Raw genomic sequence first — 19,535 nt, 5'->3', positions numbered from 1 at the left:
CATCAGCGGCTGACGCGTCGGGCGCGAAACGAGCGCCCCTTGAGCTTGCCCGTGCCGAGCTGGGCAAGCGCCGCCTTGGCGACCTCGCGCTGCACCGCCACGTAGGCGCTGCGCTCCAGCACCTTGATCTTGCCCACCTGGGCTCCCTCGATGCCCCCCTCGCCGGTCAAGGCACCGAGGATATCGCCGGGACGCACCTTCTGCTTCTTGCCGCCGTCGAGCTGCAGCGTGGCCATTTCCGGCAGGAACGGCTCCCGTGTCAGCACGCTGCGCGGCGGCAGCGGTGCCTCCTCGAGCGGCTCACCGAGGAATTCGTTCAGCCGCTCGAGGCGATAGGCCTCGCTCTCGCTGACCAGGGTACAGGCGATGCCGGAGCCGCCGGCGCGGCCGGTACGTCCGACGCGATGCACGTGGACCTCCAGGTCGCGGGCGATCTGATAGTTGAATACCGCATCCAGCGCGGCGATATCCAGCCCGCGGGCCGCCACGTCGGTGGCCACCAGGATGGAGACGCTGCCATTGGCGAACAGCACCAGGATACGGTCGCGATCGCGCTGCTCCAGGTCGCCGTGCAGCGCCAGGGCGCTGAAGCCCGCCTCAGCGAGGGCGTCGGCGAGCGCCTGGGCCTCACGCCGGGTGTTGCAGAACACCACGCTGGAGCGCGGCCGGTGCTGCAGCAGCAGCCCGCGCAGCGCGGCGAAACGCTGCGTCTCGTCGGCCACCCGGTAGACGCGCTGGCGAATGGTGCACTCGTCATGGGTTTCGGCCACCGCCACCTCGGCCGGGTCACGCATCAGCCCCTGGGCGATGCCCCTGACCTCGTCGCTGTAGGTGGCGCTGAACAGCAGGGTCTGGCGGCTGGCGGGCGTCGCGGCGACGATCGCCTCCAGGCTCGCCTGAAAGCCCATGTCGAGCATGCGGTCGGCCTCGTCCAGCACCAGTACGTCGAGCGCAGCGAGATCGAGCGCGCCCTTGCGCAGGTGCTCCTCAATACGACCGGGCGTGCCCACCACCACATGCGCGCCATGCGCCAGCGAGGCCAGCTGCGGGCCGAAGGGCGCCCCGCCGCACAGGGTCAGTACCTTGACGTTGGGCAGCGTGCGCGCCAGCCGCCGGAGTTCGCCGGCCACCTGGTCGGCCAGCTCGCGCGTGGGGCAGAGCACCAGCGCCTGGACCCGAAAGCGCGAGACCTCGAGGCGCGAGAGCAGCCCCAGGCCGAACGCCGCGGTCTTGCCCGAACCGGTCCTGGCCTGGGCGATCACGTCGCGGCCCGCCAGCACCGGCGGCAGGCTGGCGGCCTGCACCGGCGTCATGGCGTGGTAGCCGAGCGAATCGAGATTGGCCAGCAATTCCGGGGCCAGGGGCAGCGAGGCAAACGCCTCATCGTGGGGGGTATCGGACACAGAAAGAACCTGCAGAGATTGAGCGGTTGCCGGGGCGGCAAGCAAAGGCGGGATGCGGCAAGGCACAAGCCGGGGATAAAACCAGTCAGTCAGGGTAGCAGAAAGCGCCATGCGCTGACGAGCGAAGCCGCCCGGCTTTGCTGGCTGCACGAAAAGCCAGCGGCCAACGGCAGCTTAACGCCACTGGCCGGCGCGGCAAGGCATGACGGCAGCGAAGCTGCGCCATGGACAAGCTCCCGCGGTTGAGCGCCCGCCTGCAGAATAGGCCATGACACGCATCATGGCCGCGACGGGAGTGACGATTTAGGGCTGTTCCCCGGCAGGCCGGTTTCGTAGAATCCAGCCTCGTATTCGATGCCACAGGACAACGCTATGGGCAGGGCCTTTCAGAACCGCAAGGAATCCATGGCCAAGACGGCCGCCGCCAAGACCAAGGTGTACAGCAAGTACGGGCGCGAGATCTATGTCTGCGCCAAGCAGGGCGGCACCGACCCCAACGGCAACCTGACGCTGCGCGGGCTGATGGAACGAGCGAAGAAGGATCAGGTGCCGAGCCACGTGATCGAGAAGGCGCTCGACAAGGCCAGCGGCGTGGGCGGCGAGGATTATTCACCGGCCCGCTACGAAGGCTTCGGCCCGGGCAACTGCATGGTCATCGTCGACTGCCTTACCGACAACCCGAACCGCACCTTCGGCGACGTACGCGCCTGTTTCAACAAGGCCAAGAGCAAGCTCGGCACGCCGGGCAGCGTCAGCCACATGTTCGATCACTGCGCCATTCTCGCCTTCGCCGGCAACGACGAGGAAGCGACGCTTGAAGCGCTCATGGAGGCCGATGTCGACGTCACCGACATCGAGAATGAGGAAGGCCGCATCACCGTCTTCGCGCCGCACACCGAGTATGCCAAGGCCAGGCAGGCGCTGGTCGACGCCTTCGGCGACATCGACTTCGAGGTCAGCGAGATCCAGTTCGTGCCCCAGACCACCACCACGGTGGAGGGGGACGACGTAGCCCTGTTCGAGAAGCTGATCGACACGCTGAGCGACCTGGATGACGTGCAGAACGTCTACCACAACGCCGAGATCGCCGGCTGACGTCCAGCGGCACCATCTCCAAGCAGGCCCATACGCAAGAAAAAACCCGCACCAGCCTCAGCCGGTGCGGGTTTCGACGTTTGAGCGCAGCACTCAGGTCCGGCCGCTGCCGCCCTTGTGCGCTCCGTCGCCACGCGAGGCAGCGGTGCCTGCACTCTTGGCGGCTCCTTCGCTCTTTAGCCCGCCTTCACCCTTGCCGCCGGAACCGGCCTTGGCATAGCGCTCCTCGCTGGAAGGATTCTCCACATAGCCACGCGACGAACCGTGGGACTCCTCGTTCGCCGACGCATGGCTGCGCACCTCGGAACGCACCCTGTCGGCAGTTTCATGAATTTTTTCCTTGGCGTGATCCATCTGCTCGTGGCCGTACTCGGAGGCCCGATGCATGGCCCGGTCGCGCACCTCACCGAGATGGCGATTCTCGACGCGGGTGGGGGCAAACAGGCTGCCCAGGGCCGCGCCAACCGCCACCCCCAGCGCTCCGGCGATCAGCGGGTGGTCCTGCACGAACTGGGTGATGCCATGCCCCGTGTCACGGGCCCTGTGGCTCACCGCATCCATGGCCGCATGCTGGCGCTCATTGACATGCGACGCTCCGCTGCGCAGCTGGCTGCCTACGTGCTGGGCCTGATGCTTCACCTTGCCCATCATCTGCTGGGCCTTGTCAGTCATCTGGTGCGCCTTGTCGGACAGGCCGCCATGCTCGTGGGACTGATGCTCGGGGGACTGAGAACCTGCGCCTGACGCATGCTGCTGCGTGGCGCCGAGCGCCGCGGGGTCATGCCCCAGGGTGGTGGTGCCGGCGCCGGTAGGGGTCTTGCTCTGGGAATGGGTATCGTCTGCCATGTCGCCTCCGTTCGGCATACGCGAATGAGTGGGCACGGTGGCGCCAGGATAGCCTGCTTGGCGCCTGTACCCGCCGGGTCGATGTTCCGTCTCGCCCTGATGGTGGTCGTCTTGATGGTAAGCGTGCCGCTGGCCGCGCTGGCTAAGCATCAGCCAGCCAAGCCCGACGCCGGTGAGCACCACCGGCAGCGGATTCTCTCGCACGGTTCTGCCCAGGCTGTCGGCGATCTCGTGTGCCCCGCCGTGGCGCAGATAGTCGTAGGTGGCATTCATGAGCTGCTGGGGCGAGAAGCGCTCCTCAATCTCATGCAGGGTTTCATCCAGGCGTGCCCGTGCCTGATAGATCTCGTTTTCGATCTCTTCCGGCTTGCGCCGCCTGCTGTCGCTCATCTCAGCTCCTCCTTGACCACATCTTCATGCTGCTGAGCGAGCTCCCTGTCACGGCGGAAACTGGCCATGGTGCGCGTCGGCATCAAGGCCTCGCGGTCGAGCTTCTTGCGCCCGGCCTGCAGCATGATGAAGCCGATGATTACAACCACCACCCCGACGATCAGCGCCGATAGCCACGGCGTGGTCTCGGGCGGCAGCACCGTGTTGAGCCCGAAGACAGCCGCCGCCAGCAGTACCAGGAAGCCGCACAGCAGCACCCCGCCGGCAATGGCGATCGCCGCGACGCCGCCCATGGCCTGGCCGGCCTTCTCCGTCATTTCGACCCTGGCCAGCTCGGACTCCTTGCGTACCAGGGCGGTGACTTCACGGGTCAGGCTGGAAAACAGCGCACCGATGGTGCTCTCTCCCGTGCCGCCCCCTCCCGTTCTGACTCTGCTTTCTGGCTCCATGAGAAAAAGCCTCCTTGTTTCACCGGCAAGACGGGGCTCGCCTCACCAGCGCAGTGTCACGTGAGCTATGAGGAACAGACGATGAACTCCCTCTCGTTCAGTGAGGGCCATTCATCGACGTCATGGATGACGCCTGGCTCGACCGACCGGACGAATGGGCGCCATGCTCGGCAGAGCTGCGCAGGAAGCGCGACAACATGAAGCCTGCCGCAACGGCACCGCCGAGAAACAGCGCGGGATGGCGGCGGCCGTAGTCGCGGGTCTGTTCCATCAGACTCTGCAGGTCGCGCTCACGCAGGGTGCGTGACACCTGGTCGGAGCGGTGGGCCAGCTCGTGGAGACAATCGGAAAAATAGGGCTGGTGCTGCTCTTCGAACTCGTCGGCCATCTTGTGCAGCACAGTCGATACCTTCTCTGCCTGCTCCGCGGCGGCCGCCTTCTGTCGATCAAGCAGCCCTTGCGCCTGCTCACGGGCGGCATCGCGCACCTCCTCCTTGGCTTGCGAGGCTTCACGCTTGAGCTCGTCACCCAGCTCGGATGCATGCTCGGAATAGCCCTGGTTTGTGCGGCTGTCGGTCTCTCTCATTTGCTACCTCCATGTCCTGCAATGTTCACCGTCGCCTTTCGCGCAAGGGATAAGGCCACGCCTTTCCTTCGCTATCATTCGAAAAATAGCTGCCGTCACCACCCTGTCAATGCAAGCCGCCAAACCAGCAGTGGCGGCGCTTTGGGTTACAACACTGCGCAATAAATCGCAACTTTCGGACACTCGAAAGAAAGGGGCGGGCCCTCAGAAAGGGCGGGGTAAATTAGTTGCGGCGCCGATCGTCCAGGGCCTGACAGCGCGGCCGACCGGCGGGGAAAGTGGAGGAAGACGAGCTCGCCGGTGGCGAGCCCAAAGGAATGCCCATCACGCCTGACCGATGAACGCCTGGTACGCCTCCCAGGCATCGTCAACGCCTGCCTCGAGGAACCGGCGCCCATGCTCGACGCTGGCCAGCGCGGGATTGGAGCCCATGCGGCCGTCGGGGAAGCGGCGACGAAACGCCTCGGCATGGCACTGGGCGCTGCCGACAGGCGCCACGGTCGGCGACATGGCCACCTGCTTGACCGCCTGTGGGCAGGCGTACCACGACAGCGACACCTCCGAGGCGGTCGCGTGGGAGCCTTCGGCGTTGCCATACAGGGCTTGCGCCAGCTCACGTACGCGGGGGCCAGCGAACCAGTTGTGGGTGGTCAGGTTCAGCGAGGCGAGCGGAGAGGCGTAGCCCATGCTCTGCTCCGCATAAACCTCGGCATAGGCCGCACTCAGGGTGGCGATGTTGCCGCCATGGCCGTTGAGGAAGAACACATGGGTGAAGCCATGGCGGCCCAGCGACACCACGGTATCGCGTACCAGCGCGATCAGAGTGCTCGGGCGCAGGCTGATGCTGCCGGGAAAGGCCAGGTGATGCTGCGCCATGCCAAGGCTCAGCGTCGGCCCCACCAGCACCCCCTCGCGCTCACCGAGCTCCCAGGCGATGGCCTCGGGGCAGATGGCGTCGGTGCCTACCAGGCCGTTGGGCCCGTGCTGCTCGGTGGAGCCTATGGGCAGGATGATGCCGGTGGCGTGTTGCAGGTAAGCCTCGACCTCCTGCCAGGTAGCATGCTGCAGCCTCATCGTCTCTTCCTCGCTGGGTGGGGCCTGTCGGCAGTGGCCGGCTTGCGGGCGCCGGCTTGCCGAGGCGAGCCTGTCATTGGGTGTCGCGGGCGGGGCTCGGCGCAACCGTGTCGCAGCCCATGACTCCCCCCTTGGCCCAGTGCGCCGCGTCGACTTCATTGAAGAACACCTGCACGCTCTCCGGCGTGCTGCCGTACACCGCCACGAAGGCCTCGGTGATGCGCCGCGCGAGTTCGCGGCGCTGCTCGAGCTCGCGGGGGAACTGCTGAATGGTCACGATGGGCATGCCCGGCTCCCTGCTGAAAAGCCTCTATCGTCCGGCGAAAGCCCGCTCGCCGCAACCCTGCTTCCGGCATGGCGGTGGCAGGCGTCGGCCACGCTGACTAGGCTGAACGAAGCACACCCATGCTTGCCACCAGGAAGGAGGAAGCCATGCCCGCCAAGTCCCAGGCCCAGCAGATGGCCGCCGGTGCCGCACTCTCGGCCAAGCGCGGCGAAAAGAAGGTCAGCGAACTGGAAGGGGCCGCCAAGCAGATGTACGAGTCGATGGACGAGAAAGAGCTGGAAAAGATGGCATCTACCCGCCAGAAGGGCAAACCCGAGCACAATCGCAAGTCCTGAAGGGGAACGCCCCGTGCCGCGCCGGTCGACTACGCTGTGATGAAGCGTGGCTGAACGCGGCACGATGCTGCGTGACGCCATCCAGCGCAATGAATGCAGCAGGGCGAAACGCAGCAGGATGAAGGCCGCAAGGCGCAGCCGGCCGGCCTAGAGCAAGCTGCAGGGGCCTGGCCAGGGAGAGCGAATGCAGAATCGAGAGGTCGATGTCGCCATCATCGGGGCCGGCACCGCCGGGCTGAGCGCCTGGCAGGCCGCTCGGCAGCATGGCGATAAGATTGTGCTGATCGAGGGCGGCGAAGGCGGCACCACCTGCGCGCGCGTGGGCTGCATGCCATCCAAGCTGCTGCTCGCCGCCGCCGAGGCGGCCCAGCGCACCCGCGACGCCACCGGCTTCGGCATCCGCACGGGGTCGGTCGAGGTCGACGGGGGCGCCGTCATGGCGTGGCTGCACCAGGAGCGCGACCGCTTCGTCGGCCAGGTGCTCGACTCCATGGAGCGCATCCCCGCCGAGCAGCGCCTGGCCGGCACCGCCCGCTTCGAATCGCCCCAGGTGCTGCGGGTCGGCGACGACCTGCGCGTGAAGGCACGCGCCATCGTCATTGCCACGGGCTCGCGCAATCATTGGCCCGACCTCTTGAGCAACGCCGGCGACCGGCTGGTCGTCAACGACGACGTCTTCCGCTGGCAGACGCTGCCCGAGTCCGTGGCAGTATTCGGCCCCGGCATCATCGGCCTGGAGCTAGGCCAGGCCCTGCATCGCCTGGGGGTACGGCTGCGCATCTTCGGCAAGAGCGGCTCCCTCGGCCCCTTCCAGGATGCCAAGCTGCGCGACTATGCCGACCGAACCTTCAACGAAAGCTTCTATGTCGATCCGCAGGCCAAGGTCGAGGAGATCAGGCGAGAGGGCAACCAGGTTGTCATTACCTTTCAGGAGCGCCACAGCGGCCGCCGCCTCACTGAACGCTTCGACTACCTGCTGGCCGCCACCGGCCGGCGCCCCAACCTCGAAGCGCTGGCACTGGAACAGGCCGAACTGGAGCTGGACGAGCACGGCGTGCCCCATTTCGACCGCTTCACTCTGCAGTGCCACGCCGCCGACGGCGGCCCAAGCCCGGTCTTCATCGCCGGCGACGCCAATCACGAACTGCCTCTGCTGCATGAAGCCAGCCTGCAGGGGCGTATCGCCGGCGACAATGCCGGCCGCTATCCCGAGCGGCGCGCCGGCCGCCGCACCACGCCGCTGTCGATCGTCTTCACCGACCCGCAGATCGCCACGGTCGGGCTCAGCCGCCAGGCACATGAAGAGCGGCTGGGCGGCTGCCGCCACGTGGCCACCGGCGAAGCCTCCTTCGAGGGCCAGGGGCGCGCCGTGGTGATGCGCCAGGAGCGCGGGCGCCTGCACCTGTATGCCGAGCACGGCACCGGGCTGCTACTGGGAGCGGAGCTGTTCGGGCCGCAGGTGGAGCACATGGCGCACCTGCTGGCCTGGGCCGTGGAGGAGCGAGCCTGCGTCAGCCGCCTGCTCGAGATGCCCTTCTACCACCCGGTGCTGGAAGAAGCTCTGCGCAGCGCGCTGCGCGATCTCAGCGCCAAGCTGGAGCATGGACCGGCAATCACGGCCCGCTGCCTCGAATACGGCCCGGGGGATTGAGCGAGGCTAGCGCTTGCTGAGGCCAGCCCTTTTCCCTGCGCCAGCGCGCACGTTAAGCTGCCCCCCTGCCGCCCACGGGCGATGCGCTGGAGAAACAAGCCAATGGCCGATACCACCTCCCACCTGGCGGCGCTGCGTGCCGGCATTGCCCGCCTCGCCCAGCTGGCCGACCGCGAGCACGTCGCCGAGGCCCAGCACCTGGCCGACTCCCTGCAGGCCGAGCTCGATCAGGCCTTTCCCGAGGCCGGGCCCACCGCTGCCGGGCAGGCCACTCCGACCAGGCCCCGCCACGAGGTGCTGCGCTGCCCCCGCTGCTCGCTGCGTGCCTTCACCTTCGAACCCGGCACCCTGCGTCGCGCCGATACCGACACCGGCCTCGAGGCGCGCTTTCACTGCCTGAGCTGCGGCCACCGCGACTGGCACGAAGCCGACTGATATCACACCACCGCGCTTAGCGCTCGAACTCCCGCAGCGCCTGCTCGCAGCCCATGCCGACCTGCTCGCCGCCGCCCAGGTCCACCCAGGGCAGAATCGCCAGGGGCGGGGCCACGATTGCGCCCAGCACCGACAGCGCCCCTCGCGCCAGCAGCTCACGAGTGATCACGTTGACTTCCGGCTCGCGCAGCGGCCCTAGCAATTGCACCGGCGAGTTGCCGGTGAACAGGGTCAGGTCGCGGTTGTGCCCTTCGAAGGCCATGTCGAGCTGCTCCGTTTCCAGGTTGATCGCCCCGGCACCGGTGAAGTGTGCGATCTCCGTGGCCATGAAGAACTGCGCCAGGTCGACCACCCCTCGCTCGGCAACCAGCTGCACGTAGCTGCATTCGAGCTGGACCTGCTCCTCACCGGTGAGCGCGGCCAGCAGCGCGTTGGCTACGTTCAGCGGCAGCAGCTCGGCGGCAATGATGTCCAGCCACCCCTGCGCCATTGCCAGTTCAAGTTCGCCATCGAGCCCGGCCATGACCTCATGCAGTGAGCGCCCGCGATAGTGGAAGTCGCCACGCCCGCCGATCACGCCCAGGGTATCCCGGGCGACCTCCGGCAGGCCCGCCTCGTCCAGCAGCGCCTGCAGGTTGACCTGGTCGATGGCGAGCTGGAGGCTACCCTCCAAGGCCTCCTGGCGTGCATCCATCATCCAGGAGGCACTCACCTGGCCACCGCCGAGCCCCACCTGCAGCGGCTCGACGCTCATCACTCCACCTTCCAGCTCAAGCGCAAGGGCCAGGTCGGTGAAGGGCACATGCTCCGCCTGAACGTTCGCCGCCTGGTAGTCCAGCACGATATCGGTGCCACGCAGCGCCTCCAGGTCCCAGGGGCGGTCGGGGAACAGCATCTGGCGGCTCTCCTCCTCCGCGTCCCAGCGCTGCTGTTCGGCAGAAGCCGTCTCGCCGGGTCCGGTATCCGGTGACACGCCCAGCATCGGCAACAGGTCGTCGGCTTCCAGCTGCCGTGACACCAGCGTGGCCCACAGCTGCGGCGGCTCGCCCAGCCGCAGGCGCACATCACCGGCCACATCGCTGTCGCCGAAGGAGCCGTCGAGGCCGTCGAGGGTGAGCAGGTCATCGGCGTAGCTCAGGTAGCCGCTTACCCGGTAGGGCGGCAGCTCAGGCAGGTTGATCCCGGTCAGGTCGGTCAGCTGCGCCGGGCTCGGCCCTTGCAGAGTGAGGTGCCCTTCCACCGACCCCAGGGCAAAGGGTTGTACCGCGCTGCCATCCAGGCTGAGATGCGTGTCGCCGGCGCTCAGCTCCCCGGCCACCGGATAGGGGGTCTCATCGTCGGTAAGGTCGAGCAGCGGCCCGACGTGCAGGTCGAAGGCAAAAGGCTCACCGGCGTAGCGACCATCACCAACCAGATGCACCCGCGGCTCACCCTCCCGCTCGACGCTGTCGGCACGCAACGAAAGCGACAGCTCCCACTGCGGCGCCTCGTAGTCCAGGCGCGTGTCATCGAAGACCAGCCCCTCCTCGACCCGCTGCAGGTTGAGCTCGCCGTCCAGCGTGCCTATCTCCCCGAGGCCGAACGGTGCCAGCGCCGCCGTCAGGTCGATTCGCTCGAAGCGCGCCGACAGGTCGGCTGCCAGCCGGCCGTCTTGCGATTCGAGCCAGCCCTGCGCCCACAGCGAGCGCGCACCCTCCTCGTCCGTGGCCTGGTAGGCTTGCAGCCGCTCGATCGTCAGCCGCCCTTGCGACACGGCGGCCTGGGCCTCCAGGTCGTGCAGCGACTGGCCGCCGTAGTGCAGGCGCTCCAGCGCCAGATCGAGCTCCGCCTCGATGGCTTCGAGCTCGGCCAGCACCTGCGCCAGGCCGCGATCCCACTCGCCCGCCTCGGGGTCATCCGGCTGCGCCGCGTCTTCCTCGTCGGGGCCCGGCATGAGTCCGAGGCGGTCCAGGTCGAGGGTATCGCCATGCAGCCGCACGGCCAGTTGGGGCGACTCGGCCCCGAGGTCGAACGCCAGCGCGCCCTCCAGTCGACTATCGCCGAGTTGACCGACGAAATCCTCGACCGCGCCACGGCGCGCCTCGATGTCGAACTGCGCACCAGCCTGGAACTGCACGTCATCCTGCTGCACCTCGCCTTCACCCTGCAGCCTCAGGCTTAGCGCCCCCGTGCTCTCGCCGGGTGTCTCGAAGGCGACCTCAAGCGCAATGGTTTGCCCCTCATCGCGAAAACTCAGCGCGCCCTGCTCGATGACGAAGACTTCGGGCCAGAGCGGGGCCTCCTGCTCCTGCGTGGGCTCGCCGTCCATCAGGTCATCCAGGTTGGTGCTGCCGTCGTCGCGGCGAAGCACCAGAAGCTCGGGGCGCTGCAGGGCGACGCGTTCCAGCTCGATCTCGCCGCGCAGCAGGCGACCCACGTCGAGGGTAATGGCAAGCTGGTCGATACGGGCCAGATCGGGCGTCTCGGCCCAGTCGGGGTTGGCAATGCGCACCTCGTCAAGCTCCAGGGTCAGCGGCAGACCCCAGCGAATGCCATGATCGGCGATCTCTACCGGGCGCCCCAGCTGCTCGCTGGCCTGGTCCTCGAGCCAGCCCCGCATCCAGGCGGACTCCAGGAACAGCACGGCGGCCACTCCCAGCCCAACCAGCATGCCCAGCGCAATTGCCACGATCTTGGCTCGCTTGCCCACGGTGTCATCCCTGTCTGCCACGCCTTCCCTAACCATGGACAGGGATGGCGCCACAGTCCAAGCGAAGCGGCAACGTAACCCAGGCGAGGCGCTGTTGGCTGACCGCGCCAACACACCGAGCGTGACGGAGCCTTACCAAGGCGTACAGGCCAACGCTGCCCAAAGGCGGTAAAGCTTCTATGCTGAGAGTCAGGAACCTGCACGCAAGGAGTACCACCCACCCTGATACCTACCGGTCAGAACAGGAGGTTCACATGAAGGTCTATAAACCTGAGTGGCAATGCACGTTCACCGTGAACGAAGGCGCGCAAGGAAATGCGAACTGGAAGGAGCGTATTGCCTGGTACCTGCGGCAAATGGCCGACAGACTCGATGGCAACGGAAGAACCGTCAAGATCGAATGCAGCGTGATGCCGGAAGTCAGCCGCCAGGACGTCGATACCTGCCTGGTGAAGGGCTTCGAAGTGACGCATAACCTGTTGAATCAGCTGGCCCAGCAGGCCGCCTGTGAAGACGTGATGCGCGATGCCAAGGCCGAGCTCTTCGAGGAGCAGCAGCACCGCTGAGCCCTTGGCATGCCCTGCGGCCACATGTCGGTCACCCACCCACTGCCGTTAAGCGCAGCCAGCCCTTTCTGTGGTAGACAGGCCGTGCCGACTGCCGCTGCGCCTGCTGCCCACCCGCAGAGCAAGCCAGTCGTGGTGTCCCGCCCAAGCAGCCAGGGACTCACACAAGCAAGAAAAGCCGGGACTCTCGCCAAGAGGGCCTGTAGGCTGAACTGATGCCTGTTTCCTACGAAAGGAACAGCGGCATACGCGCCAGCGCGACGGATGTCACCATTTCGTAAAATTGGTAAGCTGATTACGCAGTCCTGTTACCACGGAGAAAATGCCACGTTCGATCATTCCAAGCTTGCACAGGAGGTTCTCATGAAAGTCTACAAGCCTGAATGGCAGTGCACGTTCAGTGTTAACGACGGGGCGGAAGAACGCGCAAGCTGGAAGGAGCGTATCGCCTGGCGCATTAGAGAATTCGCGGACAAGCTGGACGGTGGCGGAAGAACCTTGAAAGTGCAATACACCGTCTATCCCTTGGTCAGCCGGCAGGAGATCGACAACTGTCTTGGCAAGGGCTTTGAAGTCACGCAAAGCCTGCTCACCCAGTTGGCCCATCAGGCCGCCTGCGAGGATGTCATGCGCGACGCCAAAGCGGAACTTTACCAGCAAAGCCGCCCGCAGTGATCACTTGCCCCATGGCCATGCCATGGGGCGCTGTAGCCAACTGCATGAGGTCAAAGGGGTTGTAGGGCAGGCGAGCGGTTCAGCCTCCAGCATGGTTACAAAAATACATGCTGCACCGCAGCAATTCAGCCTACCCTGAGGGTGTCGTCCCACAAGGAGGACCCCCGATGACTCTATCCGATGTGAAACCCACGCCGTTCAACACCGAAGTAATACTCCATTGGGCACAGCAAGCCCGCGAGCAACGTAACGCGTTCGACGCTTTCGCCGACTACCTTAGGCTCAACCCCGCCAACCGAGCCCAGCCAGGACGCAGCGGGCCCTCGCGGAATCCCCACTAGGAGTAACCCACCCTCAGGAGGCGTCACGCCTCCTGTTTAGTTACCAAGGTACGCGCCTGTCCTGAAATACGCGCTTGGCCCGACGGACCGCGCCTGGCCCGACATACCGCCAGCCTAACCAAAGAAACTTAGCTTCAACCCAGCGCATCACGCACCCGCTGGGCAGCGGCCGACAGCGCGTCGGGCGTGGCTTGGGGCAACCCCACGACCTGGATGTCCCCCATCGCATCGAGCGGCACCAGGTGAACATGCACATGAGGTACCTCGAGCCCGACCAGCATCAGCCCGACCCGCTCGCAGGGAAAGGCCTTTTTCAGGGCCTTGGCCAGCGTTCGGGAAACCGCCATCAGGTGATCGCTGAGCTCGGCCGGCAGGTCGTCCCAATGGTCGATCTCCTGGCGCGGTATCACCAGCAGGTGGCCAGGCTTCATCGGGTTCAGCGTCATGATCGCCACACACTGCTCGTCGTCCCACACGAAGTGGCCCGGAAGCTCGCCTTGCATGATACGGGTAAACACCGTTGCCATTTCACGCCTCCTCAGCAGGCTTTTGCACTAAAGCGAATAGACCCCAACTACGCTGATAACGCAATAGAACGCACGGTGAGCGAAACGGCACACTTAATATGTCGCCAAAAAGTGACACATAACAACATGATTTTACTTAATTATTTCTAAACCCCCTGCCAAGCGTCCGCAAATGGCGACAGATATGAGTGCCGAAAAGAAGGAGTTGGCCAACCCAGGCTCCCCTCGCCGCTTTTTCGTAACACTAAGAAACTGTTAGATAACAAAAATTTTAACAGCTGGCATGTTTATCGCTTACATTAGTTCCAGTGACAGGCGAGACAGGAAGGCACGCTGGCAAAACCCTCGTGCCGCCCCAGGCCCGGAGCTCTTGCTTCGCCATGGACAGGCCCACGGGACAGGAGTCCCGGCAAGCTCGGCCCACAGTTTTCATTGCTGATCGTTCCGGCAGTTTCACGGTCAGCCGGCAATGACCGATAGTTCCCTGCGTACTTGGGCCGCTCCGCGGCCTTCTTTTTTTATCGGTCTAGACAGCAAGAGAACTGGTCGCCACCCCATAGGAAGACGTTATCACGCCGGCATTGCAGTAAGACTCAGGAAGAGGCGTTGCACATGAAGGTCAAATTACCGTCCCATTTAAGCTCAGCCCATGCTGGCGCAGTGCTCGGCACCATTCTGCTGCTGGACGCGGCGCTCGCCCTGGGCAACCTGGTGCCCCAAGAGCTGGCCCTGTTCCCCGCTACCGCCTACGCGCTGCAACTGCTGATTCCCCAGGCGCTTCAAGCCAATCCTATGCTCGTCTCCTTCCTGGCGGGCATCCTGGCCACCGTGGCCACCCTGCTCATCCCGGCCTGGAAATGGCAGCAGGTGCGTGAAGCCAAGCTGCAGGCCGAGCATCGGGCGCTTAGAGCCCGCAACGAAGCACTGCACAAGCAGGCCGCCAGCGATGGCCTGCTTGCCATGGCCAATCGGCGCGAATTCGAGCGCGTCTACCAGCTGGAGTGGCGCCGCGCCGCACGTGAGCACCAGCCGATCAGCCTGCTGCTGATCGATGTCGATCACTTCAAGCTCTACAACGACAGCTACGGCCACCTGGAAGGTGACGAATGCCTGCGCCAGGTCGGCGATGTGCTGCAGGCTGCAGCGGCTCGCCCCGGCGACCTGGTGGCACGCTACGGCGGCGAAGAGATGGCGATCATCATGCCGCGCACCAGCCTGGAAGGTGCGACGCGCATGGCGCAGCGCGTGCATAGCCTGCTGGCCGAGCGTGCGCTCAGCTTCCCCGAGTCGCCAGTTGCCGACCATCTCACCGTCAGCATCGGCGTCGCCTCCACGCTTCCCCAGCATGGCAGCGATCGCCACACCCTGATCAAGCAGGCCGACGAGGGGCTCTATCTCGCCAAGGCGAAAGGGCGCAATCGAACCGGCAGCGTGCCGCGCCTGCGGCTGATCGCCAGCGAACCGGACAGCGCCCCCAGCCTGGCCGGGCAGGCCTGAAGCCTGTGGCGGCGATGCCAAGCCTCGAAACTTGAGTTCATCGCCGCCCATTTTGCAGGTATCAGTGCCAAACCGTTTTGAACTGCAGGAACCGTGGGGTTGCCGCGATCAGGCTGGGCGGTTACTATCCAGACAGCTCGCCAGCACCTCATCGATGTCAGCGATAACCGCCACACGATAAACCTGAGGTAACCCTATGGGAGCACGACCCCGAACGCGTTACGCCTGCTTACTTGCAGGCTTACTCCTGGCACTGAGCGCTACCATCGCCCACGCCGAGACTAGCGACACCATCGAGGAAGGCATCGCCTCCTACTACAGCGATCGCTTTCAGGGCGCCACCACCGCCAGTGGCGAACCCTTCGACCAACAGGCCCTGACGGCCGCCCACCCCAGCCTCCCCCTCGGCACCGAGGTATTGGTCACCCGTGCGGATACGGGCCAGGAGGTGAAGGTGCTGATCAACGACCGCGGCCCCTTCATTGAAGGCCGGATCATCGATCTCTCGAAACAGGCGGCACGAGAGCTTGGCATGCTGCGGCGCGGCACCGTTCCCGTTCAGGTCACCGCCATCAACTAGCCTCGGCAGGCACAACAAAAAACAGCGCAAAGACTTCTTTACCCTGGGTAAATTCGTCTTTGCGCTGTTTTTTCATCGAGACGACCAAAAGCACAAGCCGGCAGCGCGATTCACGCTGCCGGCTTGTGCGGGTGACATTGTCAGGCAGGAAGCCTCAGCTTCAACTCGCGTTGCTGAGGGCGTGGTTGGCGCCTTTGCCAAGCAGGAAGGCCATCGCAGCGATAACGAGGAAGAACAGGCTGCCGGAGAAGAAGAGCCCCCAGCGAATCTGCTCGAAGCCTGTCAGCGCTGAATAGGCCAAGGCCGAGATCAACGGGAATACCATCACGATGGCCACCCCGATCCCGATCAAATACAGAACACAACCTAGACGCGTCATCATATGCCAGCTCCTTCCCTGATGGTGGATGGCTTGTATTGTCATACTGCCGCTCATGCTTTACGTGGTTACGGGTATGACATTGGAGCCTAGCCATGCAGGGAAGGTTCGAGAGAGCCAGCCTATCGCTTCAATAGCCTGAACGTATCACATGAGCATCGCCTCGCTACCCGCGCTATCGCCCCCTCCCTCAGCGCCGCGGTACGAGCTTGTCCTGGGTGTCGGTGTCGAAGTCGCTGGCGGCGTGGCGCTCGTGCAGCTGCTCTTCCGGCTCACCGAAGGTGCGGTTGACCATGCGACCGCGCGTTACCGCCGGACGGGCATCGATCTCCCTGGCCCACCGCTGCACGTGTTCGTACGTCTCGACCTGCAGAAATTCACCCGCCTCGTAAAGCCGCCCCAGCGCCAGCTGCCCATACCAGGGCCAGTTGGCGATGTCGGCGATGGTGTAGGCCTCGCCCCCCAGGTAGCGGCTTTCGGCCAGGCGACGATCCAGCACGTCGAGCTGGCGCTTGGCCTCCATAGCGAAGCGGTCGATGGCGTATTCGATCTTGGTGGGTGCGTAGGCATAGAAGTGGCCGAAGCCGCCGCCGAGATAGGGTGCGCTGCCCATCTGCCAGAATAGCCAGTTCAACGCCTCCGTTCGCCCAGCCGGGTCGCGGGGTAGGAACTCGCCGAACTTTTCTGCCAGGTAGAGCAGGATGGCGCCCGATTCGAACACTCGGGTGGGCGGCGAGGTGCTGTGATCCATCAGCGCCGGGATCTTGGAGTTGGGGTTCACCGCCACGAACCCGCTGCCGAACTGCTCACCCTCGGCGATACGAATCAGCCAGGCATCGTACTCGGCCTGCCTGTGGCCCAACGCCAGCAGCTCCTCGAACATCACCGTGACCTTCACCCCATTGGGCGTGGCCAGCGAATAGAGCTGGAACGGGTGCTCGCCCACCGGCAGCGCCTGGTCGTGGGTCGGCCCCGCTACCGGTCGATTGATGCTGGCGAACTGGCCGCCGCTCGCCCTCTCCCATTTCCATACCCTGGGCGGCACGTACGCATTGTCTGAACTCATGGCAATTCCCCAACGGCTAGCGAAACAGCCGCGTCTGCTGCCGAACAGCGAACGCGAGCAGTAGGCAAAAGATAGCCGGTTAAAAGTTGGGGTTCGAGCATACCGCCGGCCTTCTCGCTAGGCATCGGGCTTATCGCCACGGGCGATATCTCGCTGGCTCAAGACCACCACCTCGCGGGGCCACCATTCCGGGTGCTCGTCACGAATGAAGGCCATCAGCTTCTCGCGGATCTGCATCTCTGCCACCCAGCCGGCGAAGGGGTCGGAACCCATCAGATAGCAGACCACGGTCTGCGCCCTTTCGGTCTGGCCGGTCACGTAGCAGCACAGCTTGTGATGCTCGATGACGTTCTCCTCCTGCTCGGCCAGCGCCATGAATTTCTCACGAATCACCTCGATATCGGCGCTCAGGTGCAGGGTCAACTCCAGGCTGCGGTACATCTTGGGATTGATCACCGAGAAGTTCTCGAAGGGCTTGGAGGCAAAGTAGGTCACCGGCACGATCACCCGCCGCTCATCCCACACCCGCAGACGGATATAGGTATAGAAGATACCCTCCACGTAGCACCACTGCCCTTCGAACATCACCAGGTCGCCGATGCGGATGGGCTTGGCCAGCGAGAGCTGGAACGAGGAAAGAATGTTGCTCAGCACCGCCTGGCCCGCGATACCCACCAGCACGGCTACCACGCTGGCCGACGCCAGCAGCGACATGCCCAGCGTCTCGAAGAGCTGGATCTGGCTCAGCACATAAACGGCAACGGCGATGACCGTGACCAGGATGATGACCCGGCGCAGCGCATAGAGCGATGTCAGAAGTCTGCGCTCATCCTTGGGCTTGGTGTCGTCGATTTCGCCCACGAAGCGCCGGGTGACCTTGAGCAGGAAGGTATCCACCAGGCGCAGCGCAATGCTGGCGACACTCCAGGCGATCAGCGCAATGAGCATCACGCTGATGAAGGTGGTGGCCATCGCCGTGAACGACACCACGTAGTCGAGCAGCGTCTGCGCCACGAACGCCATGATCAGCAGCGCCATGGGGCCACGGATGCGGCCGGTGAAGATGCTCACCACCCCGCTGGGAAACCAGTAGGCCAGCAGGCCCACAAACCAGTAAACCCCCCAGCCCACCAGGCCGATCAACAGCAAGAAGAGCGGAATGGCGATCCACTCCCAGAGCTGAAGCCGGCCGAGCGGGGTCTTGAAGCGCTCGGGGATATAGCGCTCGATCAGCGAGGGGCCGAACGCCTCGTAGAGCACGGGAATGGAAGCGATGCTGTTCGGCGTAATCAGCCAGACCGGGTCTTCATCGTCCACCCGATAGCGAGCCAGGCGGATATCATAGGCTTCACCGCCGGCCTCGAGCGATGCCAGCTCGATATCTCGCCGCGGCTCACCCGCCTGGGGGTGCTGCCCTGAAGGGTCCTCGATGGCGGCATCCTGCCGCCCGGAAAGCTCGGAAGCATCCAGCCCCTCGCCGCGCTGAAACACCTCGGCCAGCTGCCGCACCAACTCCGCCCCTTGCTGGCGCTGTGCCTCCGGTTCCAGCTCGGAAAGATTGAGCAGGTGCGCCGCGTCGGCATACCGCTCCTGCCCGGTAAGCTGCTGGAAGCTGCGGACCGAATCCCGCGGGGTGGAGCGCAATACGCCTTCGGGTACCTCACCAAGCCCGACATTCAGCGAGTCGAGGGGAAACCACTCCTTCTCCTCGGCCTCGCTTTCACTCTCGCTTTCAGGCCCATTGCCACCCGCCCCTTGGGGCACCTGCGCAAAGCCCGGCAGCGCAATGACAATCCCCATCAGCAAGACGGCCCACACTGCCACTCGTCGCCATGTGCCGTTTCCCGTCATACAGCTCATCCTGATACGAAGCGAAACGCTGGCGCCTCCCTCGGCCAGCGTGGGGCTGCCCGCTCGGCGATCATGCCGCGCCAGCCAGCCCCAAGGTTGCTTGCAGTACAGCCAACGGCTTGCGCTTCGTCCAGCCCAGTGCCGCCTCCGACCTGCCCAGCCCCCTCTTGCCTATGTCGAGATCAGCACTTCCGTTCAAACCGGAATTTAATTTTTTATTAACTTCAACGAAAACATGCTCTTCACGACATTCACTAAAAACAGCAACGAAAGGCTTTGACCTGAAACAGTCAACGTGACACCGTAGCTGCAGTTGGTAAGCAAGCGGCATGGTTTCAGTAGCGTTCGGATTCATTCGGCAGCCCTGTGATTTTCCTTGTTTTACCCGCTACTCATCTGGGTAACACCAGGACAAAGGCAAGGCGCTAAAATGCGCGAAAGGAATTCGATTATGACGACTGGAACAGTCAAGTGGTTCAACGACTCCAAGGGTTTTGGCTTCATTTCTCCTGCCGATGGCAGCGACGACGTGTTCGCCCATTTCTCCGAAATTCAATCTGATGGCTTCAAGTCCCTGCAGGAAGGTCAAAGCGTCTCGTTTGACGTGACCCAGGGCAAGAAAGGCCTTCAGGCTTCGAATATCAAGCAAATCGCCTAACCTAACGGTTAAACGATTTGTCGAGTCTCACGGCTCGATAGCAAGGCCCGCCTAGGCGGGCCTTGCTGCTTTATTAAACATGACACTTATCGAGCGTGGCCTTTATCAATTAGCGTCTAGCCTGAGCAACCCAAAAGTATTGAAATACTCTGCCTC

21 protein-coding genes are annotated in these 19,535 nt (G+C 64.4%); 9 read left to right on the top strand and 12 right to left on the bottom strand.

The genetic code is table 11. From position 1 onward, the window contains the following. Positions 1-2: 2 nt before the first annotated feature. Complete coding sequence (dbpA, locus tag ACT7B3_RS02935; RefSeq protein ID WP_445156798.1) at positions 3-1,403, bottom strand: ATP-dependent RNA helicase DbpA; 1,401 nt, start codon at positions 1,401-1,403, stop codon at positions 3-5. Positions 1,404-1,775: 372 nt separating this feature from the next. On the opposite strand from dbpA, the gene ACT7B3_RS02930 reads away from it, so the two are divergent. Next, entirely contained in the window at positions 1,776-2,498 is a 723-nt protein-coding gene (locus ACT7B3_RS02930) for a YebC/PmpR family DNA-binding transcriptional regulator (RefSeq protein ID WP_444678425.1), read from the top strand. A gap of 93 nt (positions 2,499-2,591) precedes the next feature. On the opposite strand, the gene ACT7B3_RS02925 is transcribed toward ACT7B3_RS02930, so the two are convergent. From ACT7B3_RS02925 to ACT7B3_RS02905, 5 genes are all read right to left on the bottom strand, one after another. Next, a complete protein-coding gene (locus ACT7B3_RS02925) occupies positions 2,592-3,734 on the bottom strand; it encodes a DUF3618 domain-containing protein (protein ID WP_445156797.1) in 1,143 nt (380 codons plus the stop codon). After that, on the bottom strand, positions 3,731-4,183 hold the full coding sequence (locus ACT7B3_RS02920) for a phage holin family protein (protein WP_444678427.1): 453 nt from the start codon (positions 4,181-4,183) through the stop codon (positions 3,731-3,733). Before ACT7B3_RS02920 ends, ACT7B3_RS02925 begins: the two co-directional genes overlap by 4 nt. A 97-nt stretch (positions 4,184-4,280) precedes the next feature. Then, positions 4,281-4,769: a hypothetical protein gene (locus tag ACT7B3_RS02915; RefSeq protein WP_444678428.1), complete on the bottom strand. Its 489-nt coding sequence runs from the start codon at positions 4,767-4,769 to the stop codon at positions 4,281-4,283. 324 nt (positions 4,770-5,093) lie between these two features. After that, positions 5,094-5,843: a creatininase family protein gene (locus ACT7B3_RS02910; RefSeq protein ID WP_445156796.1), complete on the bottom strand. Its 750-nt coding sequence runs from the start codon at positions 5,841-5,843 to the stop codon at positions 5,094-5,096. 73 nt (positions 5,844-5,916) lie between these two features. After that, positions 5,917-6,129 (bottom strand): tautomerase family protein, encoded by a 213-nt coding sequence (locus ACT7B3_RS02905; RefSeq protein WP_445156795.1) that lies wholly within the window; start codon positions 6,127-6,129, stop codon positions 5,917-5,919. A gap of 146 nt (positions 6,130-6,275) precedes the next feature. Here ACT7B3_RS02905 and ACT7B3_RS02900 point away from each other — a divergent pair, with 146 nt between their 5' ends. From ACT7B3_RS02900 to ACT7B3_RS02890, 3 genes are all read left to right on the top strand, one after another. Next, positions 6,276-6,464, top strand: coding sequence for a DUF3008 family protein (locus tag ACT7B3_RS02900; protein WP_444678431.1), 189 nt, complete (start codon positions 6,276-6,278; stop codon positions 6,462-6,464). Between the two features lie 184 nt (positions 6,465-6,648). Then, positions 6,649-8,115, top strand: coding sequence for a dihydrolipoyl dehydrogenase (locus tag ACT7B3_RS02895; RefSeq protein WP_445156794.1), 1,467 nt, complete (start codon positions 6,649-6,651; stop codon positions 8,113-8,115). Positions 8,116-8,217: 102 nt separating this feature from the next. Then, positions 8,218-8,550: a hypothetical protein gene (locus ACT7B3_RS02890; protein WP_444678433.1), complete on the top strand. Its 333-nt coding sequence runs from the start codon at positions 8,218-8,220 to the stop codon at positions 8,548-8,550. Positions 8,551-8,566: 16 nt separating this feature from the next. Here ACT7B3_RS02890 and ACT7B3_RS02885 read toward each other — a convergent pair whose 3' ends face one another. Continuing rightward, on the bottom strand, positions 8,567-11,260 hold the full coding sequence (locus ACT7B3_RS02885; protein ID WP_445156793.1) for an AsmA family protein: 2,694 nt from the start codon (positions 11,258-11,260) through the stop codon (positions 8,567-8,569). A gap of 233 nt (positions 11,261-11,493) precedes the next feature. Between ACT7B3_RS02885 and ACT7B3_RS02880 the strand changes: the two genes are divergently transcribed. Together ACT7B3_RS02880 and ACT7B3_RS02875 are read left to right on the top strand one after the other, a co-directional pair. Next, positions 11,494-11,805, top strand: a complete 312-nt coding sequence (locus ACT7B3_RS02880; RefSeq protein ID WP_444678436.1) for a hypothetical protein — start codon at positions 11,494-11,496, stop codon at positions 11,803-11,805. A 363-nt stretch (positions 11,806-12,168) separates the two neighbouring features. Further along, complete coding sequence (locus ACT7B3_RS02875) at positions 12,169-12,480, top strand: hypothetical protein (protein ID WP_445156792.1); 312 nt, start codon at positions 12,169-12,171, stop codon at positions 12,478-12,480. Positions 12,481-12,955: 475 nt separating this feature from the next. Here ACT7B3_RS02875 and ACT7B3_RS02870 read toward each other — a convergent pair whose 3' ends face one another. After that, a complete protein-coding gene (locus tag ACT7B3_RS02870; protein ID WP_445156791.1) occupies positions 12,956-13,348 on the bottom strand; it encodes an HIT family protein in 393 nt (130 codons plus the stop codon). Between the two features lie 612 nt (positions 13,349-13,960). Between ACT7B3_RS02870 and ACT7B3_RS02865 the strand changes: the two genes are divergently transcribed. Together ACT7B3_RS02865 and ACT7B3_RS02860 are read left to right on the top strand one after the other, a co-directional pair. Next, positions 13,961-14,845: a diguanylate cyclase gene (locus tag ACT7B3_RS02865; protein ID WP_445156790.1), complete on the top strand. Its 885-nt coding sequence runs from the start codon at positions 13,961-13,963 to the stop codon at positions 14,843-14,845. Positions 14,846-15,041: 196 nt separating this feature from the next. Further along, positions 15,042-15,425 carry a septal ring lytic transglycosylase RlpA family protein gene (locus tag ACT7B3_RS02860; RefSeq protein ID WP_445156789.1) on the top strand — a complete coding sequence of 128 codons (384 nt, stop codon included), beginning with the start codon at positions 15,042-15,044 and terminating at the stop codon, positions 15,423-15,425. Between the two features lie 160 nt (positions 15,426-15,585). Here ACT7B3_RS02860 and ACT7B3_RS02855 read toward each other — a convergent pair whose 3' ends face one another. The 4 genes from ACT7B3_RS02855 to ACT7B3_RS02840 form a co-directional block, all read right to left on the bottom strand. Next, complete coding sequence (locus ACT7B3_RS02855) at positions 15,586-15,807, bottom strand: hypothetical protein (protein WP_444678440.1); 222 nt, start codon at positions 15,805-15,807, stop codon at positions 15,586-15,588. Between the two features lie 187 nt (positions 15,808-15,994). Next, entirely contained in the window at positions 15,995-16,870 is an 876-nt protein-coding gene (gene yghU / locus ACT7B3_RS02850; RefSeq protein WP_445156788.1) for a glutathione-dependent disulfide-bond oxidoreductase, read from the bottom strand. A 117-nt stretch (positions 16,871-16,987) separates the two neighbouring features. After that, positions 16,988-18,721, bottom strand: a complete 1,734-nt coding sequence (locus tag ACT7B3_RS02845; protein ID WP_445156787.1) for a mechanosensitive ion channel family protein — start codon at positions 18,719-18,721, stop codon at positions 16,988-16,990. Between the two features lie 70 nt (positions 18,722-18,791). Further along, positions 18,792-19,076, bottom strand: coding sequence for a hypothetical protein (locus ACT7B3_RS02840; protein WP_445156786.1), 285 nt, complete (start codon positions 19,074-19,076; stop codon positions 18,792-18,794). Positions 19,077-19,172: 96 nt separating this feature from the next. Here ACT7B3_RS02840 and ACT7B3_RS02835 point away from each other — a divergent pair, with 96 nt between their 5' ends. Beyond that, positions 19,173-19,379 (top strand): cold-shock protein, encoded by a 207-nt coding sequence (locus ACT7B3_RS02835; protein ID WP_444678443.1) that lies wholly within the window; start codon positions 19,173-19,175, stop codon positions 19,377-19,379. Positions 19,380-19,535: the final 156 nt, after the last annotated feature.

This window comes from Halomonas sp. E14, from assembly GCF_052568415.1.
This window is presented reverse-complemented; position numbering and strand designations above follow the sequence as displayed.